Annotated in this window: 14 protein-coding genes; 4 read left to right on the top strand and 10 right to left on the bottom strand. The window is 66.1% G+C overall.

Annotated features, from left to right (window positions below):
• Positions 1 to 49 precede the first annotated feature (49 nt).
• The 3 genes from purH to FHS47_RS12765 all read right to left on the bottom strand — a co-directional run bounded on the left by purH (position 50) and on the right by FHS47_RS12765 (position 2,970).
• On the bottom strand, positions 50 to 1,639 hold the full coding sequence (gene purH, locus FHS47_RS12775; RefSeq protein WP_167028418.1) for a bifunctional phosphoribosylaminoimidazolecarboxamide formyltransferase/IMP cyclohydrolase: 1,590 nt from the start codon (positions 1,637 to 1,639) through the stop codon (positions 50 to 52).
• Between the two features lie 57 nt (positions 1,640 to 1,696).
• Positions 1,697 to 1,930 (bottom strand): helix-turn-helix domain-containing protein, encoded by a 234-nt coding sequence (locus FHS47_RS12770; protein ID WP_167028415.1) that lies wholly within the window; start codon positions 1,928 to 1,930, stop codon positions 1,697 to 1,699.
• Positions 1,931 to 2,154: 224 nt separating this feature from the next.
• On the bottom strand, positions 2,155 to 2,970 hold the full coding sequence (locus FHS47_RS12765) for a zinc-ribbon and DUF3426 domain-containing protein (protein WP_167028412.1): 816 nt from the start codon (positions 2,968 to 2,970) through the stop codon (positions 2,155 to 2,157).
• Between the two features lie 75 nt (positions 2,971 to 3,045).
• Here FHS47_RS12765 and prmA point away from each other — a divergent pair, with 75 nt between their 5' ends.
• Positions 3,046 to 3,945 (top strand): 50S ribosomal protein L11 methyltransferase, encoded by a 900-nt coding sequence (gene prmA, locus FHS47_RS12760; protein ID WP_167028409.1) that lies wholly within the window; start codon positions 3,046 to 3,048, stop codon positions 3,943 to 3,945.
• Positions 3,946 to 3,995: 50 nt separating this feature from the next.
• Here the strand turns inward: prmA and accC are convergent, their stop codons facing one another.
• The 7 genes from accC to cutA all read right to left on the bottom strand — a co-directional run bounded on the left by accC (position 3,996) and on the right by cutA (position 10,195).
• Positions 3,996 to 5,363, bottom strand: a complete 1,368-nt coding sequence (gene accC / locus FHS47_RS12755) for an acetyl-CoA carboxylase biotin carboxylase subunit (RefSeq protein ID WP_167028406.1) — start codon at positions 5,361 to 5,363, stop codon at positions 3,996 to 3,998.
• 11 nt (positions 5,364 to 5,374) lie between these two features.
• Positions 5,375 to 5,836 (bottom strand): acetyl-CoA carboxylase biotin carboxyl carrier protein, encoded by a 462-nt coding sequence (gene accB / locus FHS47_RS12750; RefSeq protein WP_167028403.1) that lies wholly within the window; start codon positions 5,834 to 5,836, stop codon positions 5,375 to 5,377.
• Between the two features lie 53 nt (positions 5,837 to 5,889).
• The gene (gene aroQ / locus FHS47_RS12745) at positions 5,890 to 6,339 is read right to left on the bottom strand and encodes a type II 3-dehydroquinate dehydratase (protein WP_167028400.1); all 450 of its coding nucleotides are present in this window, start codon (positions 6,337 to 6,339) and stop codon (positions 5,890 to 5,892) included.
• Between the two features lie 143 nt (positions 6,340 to 6,482).
• Positions 6,483 to 7,037 carry a DUF1415 domain-containing protein gene (locus FHS47_RS12740; RefSeq protein ID WP_167028397.1) on the bottom strand — a complete coding sequence of 185 codons (555 nt, stop codon included), beginning with the start codon at positions 7,035 to 7,037 and terminating at the stop codon, positions 6,483 to 6,485.
• Complete coding sequence (locus FHS47_RS12735) at positions 7,034 to 7,573, bottom strand: TlpA disulfide reductase family protein (RefSeq protein WP_167028394.1); 540 nt, start codon at positions 7,571 to 7,573, stop codon at positions 7,034 to 7,036. The genes FHS47_RS12740 and FHS47_RS12735 overlap by 4 nt, the downstream gene beginning before the upstream one ends.
• Positions 7,570 to 9,801 (bottom strand): protein-disulfide reductase DsbD, encoded by a 2,232-nt coding sequence (locus FHS47_RS12730; RefSeq protein WP_208381988.1) that lies wholly within the window; start codon positions 9,799 to 9,801, stop codon positions 7,570 to 7,572. The genes FHS47_RS12735 and FHS47_RS12730 overlap by 4 nt, the downstream gene beginning before the upstream one ends.
• Positions 9,802 to 9,850: 49 nt before the next feature.
• Positions 9,851 to 10,195 carry a divalent-cation tolerance protein CutA gene (cutA, locus tag FHS47_RS12725; RefSeq protein WP_167028391.1) on the bottom strand — a complete coding sequence of 115 codons (345 nt, stop codon included), beginning with the start codon at positions 10,193 to 10,195 and terminating at the stop codon, positions 9,851 to 9,853.
• 197 nt (positions 10,196 to 10,392) lie between these two features.
• Here cutA and groES point away from each other — a divergent pair, with 197 nt between their 5' ends.
• From groES to FHS47_RS12710, 3 genes are all read left to right on the top strand, one after another.
• Entirely contained in the window at positions 10,393 to 10,686 is a 294-nt protein-coding gene (gene groES / locus FHS47_RS12720; RefSeq protein WP_167028388.1) for a co-chaperone GroES, read from the top strand.
• A 102-nt stretch (positions 10,687 to 10,788) separates the two neighbouring features.
• On the top strand, positions 10,789 to 12,432 hold the full coding sequence (gene groL / locus FHS47_RS12715) for a chaperonin GroEL (protein WP_167028385.1): 1,644 nt from the start codon (positions 10,789 to 10,791) through the stop codon (positions 12,430 to 12,432).
• A gap of 880 nt (positions 12,433 to 13,312) precedes the next feature.
• Positions 13,313 to 13,615, top strand: a complete 303-nt coding sequence (locus tag FHS47_RS12710) for a 2Fe-2S iron-sulfur cluster-binding protein (protein WP_167028382.1) — start codon at positions 13,313 to 13,315, stop codon at positions 13,613 to 13,615.
• Positions 13,616 to 13,620 lie beyond the last annotated feature (5 nt).

The raw sequence follows: 13,620 nt of genomic DNA, 5'->3' as shown, positions 1-13,620 counted from the left end.
CGCAGGGCGCGCTCCTACAGTTCAGTGGCTGAATTGGCGCAATCCTGGCTCAATGCCGGAAGTGGCGCACTCCGGTGAACACCATGGCCATGTCGTGTTCGTCGGCGGCGGCGATCACTTCGTTATCGCGCATCGAGCCACCGGGCTGGATCACCGCACGAATGCCCGCGGCGGCCGCGGCATCGATGCCGTCGCGGAATGGGAAGAATGCGTCGGAAGCCATGGCGCTGCCGGGCACCACGAGGCCGGCTTCCTCGGCCTTCAGGCCGGCGATCTTCGCGCTGACCACGCGGCTCATCTGTCCGGCACCGATGCCGATGGTGCGGTGGTCTTTCGCGTAGACGATCGCGTTGGACTTCACCATTTTCGCGACACGCCAGGCAAATAACATGTCGTCGAGCTCGGCCGGCGTGGGTTGCCGCTTGCTCACGACCTTGAGTTCGTCGCGGCCCACCTGGCGATGATCGGCGGTCTGCACGAGCAGGCCCGAGCCCACGCGCTTCACGTCGTGCGTGTTGCGCCCGTCGCCCATGGGGATTTCCAGCACGCGCACGTTGGCCTTCTTCGCGGCTTCGGCCACTGCGTCCTCGGCCACCTGTGGTGCGATCAGCACTTCGACGAACTGCCGCTTCAGGATCGTTCTGGCCGTTTCCGCGTCGAGCGGACGGTTGAAGGCGATGATGCCGCCGAAGGCGGAGGTGGGATCGGTGGCGTAAGCCAGTTCATAGGCCGCCAGGGGATCGGCGGCCACGGCCACACCGCACGGGTTGGCGTGCTTCACGATCACGCAGGCCGGCGCGTCGAACTGGCGCACGCATTCCCAGGCGGCATCGGCGTCGGCGATGTTGTTGAACGAGAGTTCCTTGCCCTGGAGCTGGCGGAAGGTGGCCAGCGTGCCCGGCGCCGGATAGAGGTCGCGGTAGAAGGCGCCCGCCTGGTGCGGGTTTTCGCCGTAGCGCAGGTCCATGACCTTCACGAAGCGGCCGTTCGACTGGGCCGGGAATTCGGCGCGGCCGGCGATGGCCGTGTGCGTCTCGTCGAGGCTGAGGCCGGAGAGGTAGTCGCTGATGGCGCCGTCGTAGTCCGACACCCGGTTGAACGCGGCGACCGCGAGGCGGAAGCGCGTGGCGCGCGAGAGGCCGCCCTTGGTTTCGATTTCCGCCAAGGCCTCGTCGTACTGCGCGGGATCGGTGAGCACGCCCACGTCGTTCCAGTTCTTCGCCGCCGCGCGAAGCATCGCCGGGCCGCCGATGTCGATGTTCTCGATGGCGTCTTCCAGCGTGCAGGCCGGATCGGCCACGGTGCGCTCGAAGGGATAGAGGTTGAGCACGAGAAGATCGATGGGAACGATGCCGTGTTCGGCCATCACCGCGTCGTCGGTGCCGCGGCGGCCGAGCAGGCCGCCATGCACGCGCGGATGCAGCGTCTTCACGCGGCCAGCCATGATTTCGGGGAAGCCGGTGAGGTCGCCCACGTCGCGGACGGGAATGCCGGCCTCGCGCAGCGCCTTGGCGGAGCCGCCGGTGGAGAGGATTTCAATGTTCGCGGCGGCGAGGCGCCGGGCGAGTTCGGTCAGGCCCTGCTTGTCGGAAACGCTGACGAGCGCGCGGCGGACGGGAACGAGATCGGGCGTGGGCATGGGCAATCCGGGGAGGAAAGCGCGCCATTATAGCCGCCCGGGCGGACGGCGGCCGGATCAGGAGATGCCGTGGGCGGCCAGCTTCTTGCGCAGGGTGGCGCGGTTGATGCCGAGCGCCGCGGCGGCGCGGCTCTGGTTGCCGTCGTGGAAGGAGAGCACTTCGCGCAGGAGGGGGCCTTCGACCTCGCGGATGACGAGGGCATGCAGGCCTTCGCCGCACTCCGTGTCGCCGATGTCGGCCAGGTAACGACGTACCGTGCGGCTGACGCATTCGCTGAGGGCGCTCTGCATGGAGGTTTCGTTTGCAGCCTCGGCAGCAGTCAGTCTCACAGCGTTCAAGGCATTCCCCTCTCGCAGGCCGGGGCGAATGCTCCGGTCGGTTCTTGTCGTATCGTCGCTTGGGTGGCGGCCCGGACACACCTCGTCGGGGTGGGTCGGACGTCGCGAAGGGGACCGAGTGTACTCGCCCCGGACGACGAAGTGCAGGCTTGCAAAAAGAAAATTTTTCGAACGGCTCAGTCGAACGTGAACGCGAAAGCGACGGCCTTCTGGCCCGGGTCTTGCACTTCGAACACCATCGCCGTGGTTGCGCCGGCAGCCAGTCCGCGCGCCCGCGCGCCCGCGTCACCCACGTAGTCTTCGGGCCGGAAGCGGCGCATCGCGAGATGCTTTCCGTCGGCGTCCGAAAGCACGATGGTCACCACTGGATACGGCTGCGCGAATGCGGCATCGTTTCGCACGCTGGCGGTGATGAGCAGGCCGTCGTTCACGGAGGGATGTTTTTCCACGTCGCGAGCGAGAAGGCGAAGGCGTTCGGGTGCGGACACCAGCGGCAGGCGGCATCCAAGGAACGCGCAGCCGGTTTCGATCAGCGGGCCCACCGTGGGATCGGCGATGAGCGCGTCGCGCTTCGCCCATGCGAGCTGCATGCCGAGGCCAACGACGAGCACCATGCACACGGCGACCCACGCCGCGGTACGCCAGGAACGCCGCCGTGGCTTCGCGAAGCGCGGCGTGAAGGTCAACTGCGAGAAGTCTTCGCCGATGTCTTCCGCCACGGCGGGCTCGGATGCCGTCTCGGGTGGCTCGTCGACGGGCTCGGGTGCCGCCGGGCGCGGGCGGAACACCGCCACGTCGGCCAGCGGCGGGTCCTGGTCCAGCGCGTGTTCGGCAAGCCGGGTGAACGGTTCCGGTGGAAGGTGCGCCGCAAGGGTGCCCAGCGCGTTGAAGACCGCGTCGCAGTGGCCGCAGCGCAGGCACCCGCAAGCGGGAACCAGCTGTTCCGCTTCCAGCTTGTAGACCGTGAGGCATTCCGGGCACTGCGTATACATCCTTGAAGTCTAGCGCGCGGTGCCCGTGCGCGCCCGGTAGAATCGTGGACCCGCCCTCCGGTACTGGCCCCCACGATGCCCTGGCTCGAACTTTCCCTCACGATCCGTGCCGCCGAGCAGCCGCGTGTCGAAGCCGCGCTCGAAGATCTCGGCGCCCTGTCCATCACCTTGCAGGACGCCGATGCCGAGACGCCCGACGAGGAGGCCATCTTCGAACCGGGGGTGGGCGAGATCCCGCTGTGGAACCAGATCGTCCTGAATGCGCTGTTCGACGCCGACGCCGACAAGCGCGGCCTTACCGCGGCCATCGCCGACGACTTGCCCTTCATCGAACCCGCGCAGATCGGCTGGCGCATGGTGGAAGACCAGGACTGGGAGCGCGCGTGGATGGACCAGTTCAAGCCGATGCCGTTCGGGCGCCGGCTGTGGGTGTACCCATGGAACATCGAGCCGCCCGAGGATGGCGGCATCGTGGTCGTGCGTCTCGACCCCGGCCTGGCCTTCGGCACGGGTACGCATCCCACCACCGCGATGTGCCTGGAATGGCTCGACGGCCAGCAACTGGCGGGCAAGCACGTGCTCGACTACGGCTGCGGTTCCGGCATCCTCGCCATCGCGGCCTTGAAGCTGGGCGCTTCACGCGCCATCGGCATCGACAACGATCCGCAGGCTTTGCTCGCCTCGCGCGACAATGCGGAGCGCAACGGAGTGCACGGCGATCTGGACGTCTATCTGCCCGGCGAAGCGCCGGAGGCGCTGGCCGATGTGCTGGTGGCGAATATCCTCGCCGGCCCGCTCGGCGAACTCGCACCCACCTTCGCCGCCGCGGTGAAGCCCGGCGCGCCGTTCGCGCTATCGGGCATCCTGCACGGCCAGCACGAGGAACTGCTGGCGCGCTACGCCGAGTGGTTCGAGGGGCTGGAAGTGCGCACGCTGGAGGACTGGGTGCGGATCAGCGGATTCCGTAAAGTGTGAACCGTGAACCGTGAGCTCTACGTTCTAGCGCACGGTTCACTGTTCACTGTTCACGCCCCTGCGGGCGGTGTTTCCTTCTGCTCGGCCATGCGTTTTTCCAGATAGTGGATGTTCTGTCCACCCTGCTGGAAGCCGACGTCGGCCATGATGCGCTGCTGCAGTGGGATATTGCATTTCACGCCTTCGATCACCGTTTCCGCCAGGGCCATGCGCATGCGAGCGATGGCGGTGGCGCGATCCGGGCCGTGCACGATGATCTTGCCGATCATCGAGTCGTAGTTGGGCGGAATGCGATAGCCGTCGTAGAGGTGCGTGTCCACGCGCACGCCGGGGCCGCCCGGCGCCTCGAAACGCTTCACCGTGCCGGGGCTGGGCATGAAGGTGTCCGGGTCCTCGGCGTTCACGCGGCACTCGATGGCATGGCCGGTGAGCACGACGTCTTCCTGGCGAATGGACAGCTTGTGGCCGCTGGCGATCAGCAGCTGCTCGCGCACGAGGTCGATGCCGGTCACGAGTTCCGTCACCGGATGCTCCACCTGGATGCGGGTGTTCATCTCGATGAAGTAGAAGCGGCCGTTTTCGAACAGGAACTCGAACGTGCCTGCGCCGCGATAGCCGATGCGGACGCACGCGTCGACGCACACCTTGCCGATCTGCTCGCGCAGTTCAGGCGTGATGCCAGGCGCCGGCGCTTCCTCCACCACCTTCTGGTGGCGGCGCTGCATGGAGCAGTCGCGTTCGCCGAGGTGGATGGCGTTGCCCTGGCCGTCGGCGAGCACCTGGATTTCCACGTGGCGCGGATTTTCCAGGAATTTCTCCATGTAGACCTGATCGTTGCTGAAAGCCGCCTTGGCTTCCTGCTTCGTCATCACGATGGAGTTGGCGAGGTGGGCCTCGGTGCGCACCACGCGCATGCCGCGGCCGCCGCCGCCGCCCGCGGCCTTGATGATCACGGGATAGCCGATCTCGCGGGCGATGCGGATGTTCTCGTCCACGTCGTCGCCGAGCGGGCCGCCGGAACCCGGCACGCACGGCACGCCCGCGGCCTTCATGGCGCGGATGGCTTCCACCTTGTCGCCCATCAGGCGGATCACGTCAGCCGTGGGGCCGATGAAGACGAAGCCCGACTTCTCCACCTGCTCGGCGAAGTTGGCGTTTTCCGACAGGAAGCCGTACCCCGGATGGATCGCGCCGGCGTCGGTGATTTCCGCCGCGGCGATGATCGCCGGAATGTTGAGGTAGCTCTCGGCCGAGGGACCCGGGCCGATACATACCGATTCGTCGGCGAGGCCGACGTGCTTGAGGTTGCGATCGACGGTGGAATGCACCGCGACCGTCTTGATGCCGAGCGCGTTGCACGCGCGCAGCACCCGCAGCGCGATTTCGCCGCGGTTGGCAATGACGACCTTCTCGAGCATGCGTCGTGGCCTCAGGCGATGACGAACATGGGTTCGTCGAATTCCACCGGCTGGCCGTTCTCGACCAGGATGGCGACGACGGTACCGGCAACGTCGGCCTCGATCTGGTTGAACATCTTCATGGCTTCGATGATGCCCAGCGTCTCGCCGGCCTTCACCTGCTGGCCGATGCTGGCGAACGCCGGAGCGCCCGGCGTCGAGGCGGCATAGAAGGTGCCCACCATCGGGGCCTTCACCACATGGCCCGGCGGCAGGCCGGGTTCGGCGGCGGGGGCGGACGGCGCGGCAGCCGGTGCGGCCGCGGCGGGTGCCGGCGCCACGGGCGCGGCGATCATCTGCGGCGCGGCCACGGCGACGCCGCCCTTCGGCACGCGCGAGAGACGGACCACTTCCTCGCCTTCCTTGATTTCCAGTTCGGCGAGGTTGGATTCCTCGAGCAGGTCGATGAGTTTCTTGATCTTGCGCAGGTCCATGGGACAAACCTTCTGGTGGTTGGGCGGGCGCGCCAGGCGCGCCACGAAAGGATTCAGACCGCTGGGACGGCGAGTCGGAGCAGGACGGCTTCCAGTGCCAGACGGTAGCTGTCGCCCCCGAAACCGCAGATCGTGCCGGCCGCGATGTCCGACACATAGGAGTGGTGGCGGAACGGCTCGCGGGCGTGCGGATTCGACAGGTGGATTTCGATGAACGGAATGGCGACCCCGGCCAGCGCGTCGCGCAGGGCGATCGAGGTGTGGGTGAAGGCCGCCGGATTCAGCAGGATCCACGCCGTGCCCTCGTCGCGCGCCTGGTGGATGCGGCCCACCAGTTCGTGCTCCGCGTTCGACTGGAACCAGCCCAGGTCGTGTCCGGCTGCCTGGGCGCGGGTCTGGAGCGACGTATTGATGTCGGCCAGGGTCTCGCGGCCGTACACCGAGGGTTCGCGCACTCCGAGCAGATTGAGGTTGGGTCCGTGCAGGACGAGGATCCTGGCCACTGTTCACCTTTTAGCGGGTCCGGCTCCCCCGGTTCGCGGCGCAGTGTGCGCCTGTCGCCGCAGGTTGTCCAGTTCGATGGAGTTCGGCGCAGTTCGCTGGAGATCGAGACTTTCCACACGCAGCCGTATGGAAACGGACGCTCCTACGGGTGCTGGAAAAGCTTCCGCCAACCCTCGTGCCCCAGCTTCTCCAGCGTTTCCATGTTCGTTTCGAAGATCGCGGCGGCGTCGGGGAACGCGGCCACCGCGCGGTCGATGCTGGCTTCGCGCAACAGGTGCAGGGTCGGGAAGGGCGAGCGGTTGGTGTAGTTGGTGATGTCGTCGGCCGCCGTGCCCTCGAACTGGAAATCCGGATGGAAGCTGGCCACCTGGATATCCCCTTCCAGCTGCAGGTCGGCCACCGTGGCGTCTGCGACCTCCAGGAATTCGTTGAAATCCATGAAATCGGCGAGCACGCAGGGGTGGATCAGGAGCGTGGTGTCCACCGCCTCGGGATCGGTGTCGCGCAGCAGTTCGAGCTCGCGCACCAGGTCGGCGTGCAGTTGCAGCGGTTGCTGCGCGTCGCTTACGACATACCTCACCTGTCCCTTCCGCTGCACCGCCTTGGCGAAGGGACACAGATTGAGGCCGATGACGGCGCGTTCCAGCCAGAGGCGCGTGGCCTCGATGGCTTCGTCGCGAGTGGGCGGGGTATTCATGGTGGTGTCCCTAGCCATTCGTCGAGTTCCTCCTGGCTGAAGGTGCCCAGCTTGCGCCGCACGATACGCCCATCGGTACCGATGAGAACGCTATAAGGCAGCACACGGCGCGTGTTGCCGAACGACAGCGAGCCGCCCGGCGCATCCGTATCGGCAAGCAGTACGGGGTAAGCCACCGGACGCACGGCGAGAAAACCGCGCACGGCCCCCGCGGTGTCTTCGGCGACACCGACGACGGCCACGTTCCGGTCGCGATAACGCGCGGCGTTCTCGCTCAGCAAGGGCATCTCGCGCCGGCAGGGCGCGCACCAGGTGGCCCAGAAGTTCACCAGCACGCGCTTGCCGCGCCAGTCGGTAAGCTGGCGCGGCTTGCCGTCGACCGTGAGGAAGGTAGCGTCGGGCGGAAAGTCGCCCACGTCGGCCACCGTAAGGCCCTGCGGCGGCGGCGGATGGAGCCGCCGGTGTTCGAGATAGAGGCCTGTCGCCGCCGCGGCGACGGCCAGGGCGACGATCCAGGGCGTCGGACCGCGGATCATGGGCGGGCGGCTGCCTCGAGCGCTTTCTCCACGGTGTCGTAGGTGAGCACGGTGGACAGCTTCGTGCCTTCGCCGCCGCCCTTCGGGTACACCACATAGAGCGGCACGCCCACGGAGTGGTACTGCTCGAGGAAGGCGGCGATGGTGGCGTTCACGTCGGTCCAGTCGCCCTTCATGTACACGGTGCCGGTACGTTTCAGGAGGGCGCGGAAGGCGTCGGTATCCAGCACCGCATGCTCGTTGGCCTTGCAGGTGATGCACCAGTCGGCGGTCATGTCGACCAGCACCGGCGTGCCGGCGGCGCGCAATTCGGCGAGTTTCGCGGGCGAGTAGGGCACCGAACCGTCGGCCGCCGTCGTGACGGTTTGCGGTGCAGGCAGCCCGTGCACCATCCAGAGCGCGGCGGCGGCGCCGATGGCGAGCACGCCCGTGAACGCCCAGGACAGCGCCCGGCCGCCGCGGCTGCGGCCGTACCACCACAGTGCCATGGCCAGCAGCACGCCACCGGCCAGCACGAGCGCGGCGGCATCCGCACCGCGCTGCTTCGTCAGCACCCACAACAGCCACACCGCAGTGAGGTACATCGGGAAGGCCAGTGCCTGCTTCAGCGTTTCCATCCAGCGTCCCGGTCGCGGCAGAAGTCGCGCGACCGCGGGCACGAAGCCGATCACGAGGAAGGGCAGCGCGAGGCCCAGGCCCAGCGCAAGGAAGATCAGGAAGGCCACGGTCAACGGCGCGGCGAAAGCGAAGGCGATGGCCGAGCCCATGAACGGCGCCGTGCACGGGCTGGCAACCACCACGGCGAGCACGCCGGTGAAGAAGTCGCCCGAACGGCCCGAACGCGCGGCCAGCCCGCTGCCCACACCGCCCAGCGAACCGCCGATCTCAAACACGCCGGACATCGACAAGCCCACAGCGAGCATCACGTAGACGAGCACACCGATGGCCAGCGGCTGCTGGAACTGCGCGCCCCATTGGATGCCGTGGCCCGCGGCGCGGATGCCGACGATGATCAGGCCGAGCACGGCGAAGGCCACGAGCACGCCGGCCGTGTACCAGAGCGCGTGGCGGCGTGCGGCCGCATGGCTCTCGCCACTTTCCAGCACGGTGACCGCCTTCAGCGAAAGGACGGGCAGCACGCAGGGCATGAGGTTCAGCACCAGACCGCCGAGGAGTGCGAGACCGATGGCGGCGATGAATCCGACCGGCGCATCGCCGCCCGGCGCCATGCCCGGCGGGGGCGGCGTCGGGGCCACCTCGGCGGGAGCGGCGGTGGGCTGAGGGGTCTCGGTGGCGCTGCCGACCGAGGCCGTTCCGGCAGCGAGGTCCACGTTCACGCGGCGCTTCATCACCGGATAGCAGATGCCGTTTTCCAGGCAGCCCTGGTAGGACACGTCCACGGCCAGGGAGGTGGCCTTCGCGGCCCCTTCCAGGGGTACGGGCAGTTCCACCTGGTCGAAGTAGACGATGGTGTCGCCGAAGTGCTCGTCGTGGTGCGCGGTGCCGCTGGGCCATTCCGGTTCACCGGCGCTCACGCCGGCCGGAGAGACCACGGCGATCTGCGTCTTGTCGCGATACAGGTAGTAGTCCTTCGGCATCGTCCAGCGCAGCAGGAGACTGCCGTGGTCCTTCACCAGCGCCTCGAAGCGGAAGGCCTGCTCGGCGGGCAGGGGCTGTGCTTCGCTACCCTGCGTGCCCGCAGTGGGCGCTCCGAGCAGCGCCGCGGCATTGGCGGGCGGCGTGGCGGCTGCCGTCGTGGGGATGGTGGACGGTGCCCCGATCGCCAGCGTCAGATGCTCGGTGTTCGGCGGGTAGCAGATCTTCGGCTCCACCTCGTGGCAGCCCTGGTACTGGACGTTAAGCGCGATCGTCTTTGCACCGGCGTCGGCCAGGGTGTAGGGCACCGTGGCCTCGATGTCGCCGTGGTAGATCTCGACGTCGCCCAGGTACTCGTCGTGCTCCTTCAGGCCGGCGGGAAGCTTCGGCTCTCCGAGCTTCACCGCCGCCGGGTCCGCCGCGGCGATCTTGATCCGGCCCCGGTAGAGGTAATAGTCCGGCGCGATGCGCCAATGGAGCTTCACCGTGCCCGGTTGGCTGGCGTCCGTCGTGAGATGGAAGGCCTGGGTGACAGGCAGGAGTTCCTGCTCGTCCTGAGCGAGGGCCGGAAGGGTGGCGAACAGGCCGAGGCCGGCGGCGAGGAGCAGCGCGCGGCGGACAACAGACATCATGTCGACTCCATGGATCGATACGGCGACGAAACCGCGACAACGTCGGTCATTATGACCGGGCGATTCCGGATTGGCTTGCACGCGTCTCGGCTTCCAGCCAGGCGAGGTAAGGTGCGTGGCCTTCCACCAGGGGGAGGGCGACCACCTCGGGGACCTCGTAGGGATGGTTGGCGAGGACGAAGGCTTCGACCTCGGCGAAGGCCTCGCGGACCGTTTTCACGATCAGCAGGTCTTCGCCGTCGGTGACCACCTCGCCTTTCCAGCGGTAGGTGGACCGCATGCCCGGCAGGTGGTTCACGCAGGCGGCAAGCCCTGCCTTGACGAGGCCGCGCGCCAGGGCGGCGGCGGGTTCGCCTTGCGGACAGGCGATAAGGATGGCGACGGGCTGGGACATGACGGCCATTGTGCCCCCCGGCCGCGTCTTTTTTGCACCGGTGCCCTTGAACGGGTATCGCGCGGCGCCATCTGTCGGTGATCGAAGGGCCTTCCTGATGGGCGGGACCTTTGGCTAAAATTCTGGCACTCACCCTGGTCAAGTGCTAACAGGGTGTACTAATTTCCTTGTCTGTCAATCACATGGTTGGAGAAGTCATGAGCAAACTGCGCCCGCTGCACGATCGCGTCATCGTCAAGCGTCTCGAGGAAGAGCGTGTTTCGGCCGGTGGCATCGTCATCCCCGACAGCGCCACCGAGAAGCCGACCCGCGGCAAGGTCATCGCCGCCGGTAATGGCCGCATCCTGGAAAACGGCTCGGTCCGTCCGATGTCGGTGAAGGAAGGCGAGACCGTCCTGTTCGGCAAGTACGCCGGCCAGGAAATCAAGATCGACGGCGAAGAGCTGGTCTTCCTGAAGGAAGACGACATCGTGGCGATTCTCGAGGCGTGAACCGTGAAGAGTGAACCGTGAACCGTAACTGGTTGACGTTCGCCTTCCCGCTCCTCCGCTCTTACTTACTGTTTACCTTCTTACTCTTTACGGAATTCAATCATGGCAGCTAAAGAAGTCCGCTTCAGCGAAGACGTGCGCTCGCGCATGCTCAAGGGTGTGAACACCCTCGCCAACGCCGTCAAGGTCACCCTCGGCCCGAAGGGTCGCAATGTCGTGCTCGAGAAGAGCTTCGGCGCGCCCACCGTCACCAAGGACGGCGTCTCGGTCGCCAAGGAAATCGAGCTTGCCGACAAGTACGAGAACATCGGCGCGCAGATCGTGAAGGAAGCCGCCTCGAAGACGTCCGACGTTGCCGGTGACGGCACCACCACCGCGACCGTCCTCGCCCAGGCGTTCATCCAGGAAGGCCTGAAGGCCGTTGCCGCCGGCATCAATCCGATGGACCTGAAGCGCGGTATCGACCAGGCCGTCGCCGCCGCCGTCGGCGAGCTGAAGAACCTTTCGAACCCCACCGCCGACGACAAGGCCATCGCCCAGGTCGGCACCATCTCCGCCAACTCCGACGCCGACATCGGCGACATCATCGCCAACGCGATGAAGAAGGTGGGCAAGGAAGGCGTGATCACGGTCGAGGAAGGCTCGGGCCTCGAGAACGAACTCGACGTCGTCGAAGGCATGCAGTTCGACCGCGGCTACCTGTCGCCGTACTTCATCAACAACCAGCAGTCGCAGCAGGTTGAGCTGGACGATCCGTTCATCCTCATCCACGACAAGAAGATCTCGAACGTCCGCGAACTCCTGCCGGTGCTCGAGGCTGTCGCCAAGGCTGCCAAGCCGCTGCTGATCGTCGCCGAGGAAGTCGAGGGCGAAGCCCTGGCCACCCTCGTCGTCAACACGATCCGCGGCATCGTGAAGGTCGCCGCCGTCAAGGCGCCGGGCTTCGGTGACCGTCGCAAGGCCATCCTCGAAGACATCGCGCAGCTCACGGGCGGCACGGTCATCTCCGAGGAAGTGGGTCTGGCGCTCGACAAGGCCACGATCAACGATCTGGGCCGCGCCAAGCGCGTCGTGATCACCAAGGAAAACACCACGATCATCGACGGTGCCGGCGATGCCGAAGGCATCCAGTCGCGCATCAAGCAGATCAAGGCGCAGATCGAAGAGACCTCTTCGGACTACGACCGCGAGAAGCTGCAGGAGCGCGTGGCGAAGCTGGCCGGCGGCGTGGCCGTCATCAAGGTTGGCGCCGCGACGGAAGTCGAGATGAAGGAAAAGAAGGCCCGCGTCGAAGACGCCCTGCACGCGACGCGTGCGGCCGTCGAGGAAGGCGTGGTTCCGGGCGGCGGCGTGGCCCTGATCCGTTCGCTCAAGGCGCTGGAAGGCCTGAAGGGCAAGAACCAGGACCAGGATCTCGGCATCGCCATTACCCGTCGCGCGCTGGAAGCGCCGCTGCGCGCCATCGTCGCCAACGCCGGCGAAGAGCCGTCGGTGGTGCTCAACAAGGTGAAGGACGGCCAGGGTAACTTCGGCTACAACGCCGCTAACGGCGAGTTCGGCGACATGATCGCCTTCGGCATCCTGGATCCGACCAAGGTGACCCGTTCGGCCCTGCAGTTCGCGGCCTCGGTCGCCGGCTCGATCATCACGACCGAAGCGGCCGTGACCGAGCTGCCGAAGAAGGACGAAGGCCACGCCCACGGCGGTCCGGGCGGCATGGGTGGCATGGGCGGCATGGACTTCTAAGTCCCGCTCTCCATCTGTGCGTTCCAAGCGAAGGAGTCCCGCGCAAGCGGGGCTCCTTCGTCGTTTAAGTCCCCGCGCTCGGTCGGCCTTCCCGCCCGTTTTCAAGCTGGACGAGTGGCTGGTAGCTCCGGTCGGAGTGAACGACACGCGTGGGGGCTCGCTCGCCCGGCGTGGTCAAAGCGCATTGCACCTGAGCGTCTCGCACGGGCCCTTGGTGTCCACCCTCGCTGCTCAGACAAGTCCTCCGCGTTCGAAAAGGAAGGCCGCCGCCGCGGCCCATGTACTTATCGGCCTGCGGCCGCTCACTTGTGCGGAACTCGCCTCGAGGATGGACACCAAGGACCCTTCCGGTCGGCGCGGTGGAGTGATGGGAAAGCACAGGCGTTCGATACGGTAGCCTGCGCGAGCGATGCTTGAGGTGTGACACGGTGCCCGAGAAGGGACCGTCCACGAAATGCCTCACCGAGACTTGCTGGGCGATGCGACGCTGTGCCGCTCACGGTGCCTGCCGTCTATGCCGTTCCGCTTTCCGGGCACTCTGCCTCAGGTATTGGGAGAGTCTTCGGTGTCCACCCTCGAGGCGAGTTCCGCACAAGAGAGCGGCCGAAGGCCAGATAGGTAAACGGGCCGCGCAAGCGGCCCCTCCTTTACGAACGCGGAGGACCTGTCTGAGCAGCGAGGGTGGACATCGAAGGCTCTGGCCTCACCGTTCGAGTCGGAGGTGGATTTGGATGCCACAAAACTCTTCGCTATCCGTGACGATGTTCGAATCTTGCCGGCCAGCGGGCGAGATTCATGACGCTGTCATTTGAGCGGGAGTACTTCTGACTTCGCGGGCATTCCGCTGGAGAACTCCATCGACCAGGGACGGGACCAGGACATGAAATACAAAGTGAAACTGGAAAATGCGGAAGAAGGGCTCAATGCCACCATAGAAGTGCCCGATGATGAGTACATTTTGGATGTGGCTGAAAAGCAAGGAATAGATCTGCACAGGGGATGCAGATCCGGCAGCTGCTCCAGTTGCGTCGCGAAATTAATAATCGGGAAGGTAGAACAGGGCGAACAAAACTTTCTCGACGATGATCAAATAAAGAAAGGGTATGTATTGACTTGCGTTGCATACCCCCGGTCCGATTTAACTTTGCGGACGCATTGTGAGGAGGAATTATTATTAACCTAGGGCGA

The organism is Luteibacter sp. SG786 (genome assembly GCF_011759605.1).
Classification (GTDB): domain Bacteria; phylum Pseudomonadota; class Gammaproteobacteria; order Xanthomonadales; family Rhodanobacteraceae; genus Luteibacter.
The sequence above is the reverse complement of the archived record's forward strand: the minus strand, read 5'-3'. Positions and strand labels throughout refer to the sequence as shown.

Bases quoted from the DNA above. Each gene is read 5' to 3' on its own strand.
- purH (WP_167028418.1), bottom strand. From the start codon at position 1,639: ATGCCCACGCCCGATCTCGTTCCCGTCCGCCGCGCGCTCGTCAGCGTT.
- FHS47_RS12740 (WP_167028397.1), bottom strand. From the start codon at position 7,037: ATGAATACCCCGCCCACTCGCGACGAAGCCATCGAGGCCACGCGCCTC.
- FHS47_RS12770 (WP_167028415.1), bottom strand. From the start codon at position 1,930: ATGCAGAGCGCCCTCAGCGAATGCGTCAGCCGCACGGTACGTCGTTAC.
- accC (WP_167028406.1), bottom strand. From the start codon at position 5,363: ATGCTCGAGAAGGTCGTCATTGCCAACCGCGGCGAAATCGCGCTGCGG.
- FHS47_RS12730 (WP_208381988.1), bottom strand. From the start codon at position 9,801: ATGATGTCTGTTGTCCGCCGCGCGCTGCTCCTCGCCGCCGGCCTCGGC.
- groES (WP_167028388.1), top strand. From the start codon at position 10,393: ATGAGCAAACTGCGCCCGCTGCACGATCGCGTCATCGTCAAGCGTCTC.
- FHS47_RS12765 (WP_167028412.1), bottom strand. From the start codon at position 2,970: ATGTATACGCAGTGCCCGGAATGCCTCACGGTCTACAAGCTGGAAGCG.
- groL (WP_167028385.1), top strand. From the start codon at position 10,789: ATGGCAGCTAAAGAAGTCCGCTTCAGCGAAGACGTGCGCTCGCGCATG.
- FHS47_RS12735 (WP_167028394.1), bottom strand. From the start codon at position 7,573: ATGATCCGCGGTCCGACGCCCTGGATCGTCGCCCTGGCCGTCGCCGCG.
- accB (WP_167028403.1), bottom strand. From the start codon at position 5,836: ATGGACCTGCGCAAGATCAAGAAACTCATCGACCTGCTCGAGGAATCC.
- cutA (WP_167028391.1), bottom strand. From the start codon at position 10,195: ATGTCCCAGCCCGTCGCCATCCTTATCGCCTGTCCGCAAGGCGAACCC.
- prmA (WP_167028409.1), top strand. From the start codon at position 3,046: ATGCCCTGGCTCGAACTTTCCCTCACGATCCGTGCCGCCGAGCAGCCG.
- FHS47_RS12710 (WP_167028382.1), top strand. From the start codon at position 13,313: ATGAAATACAAAGTGAAACTGGAAAATGCGGAAGAAGGGCTCAATGCC.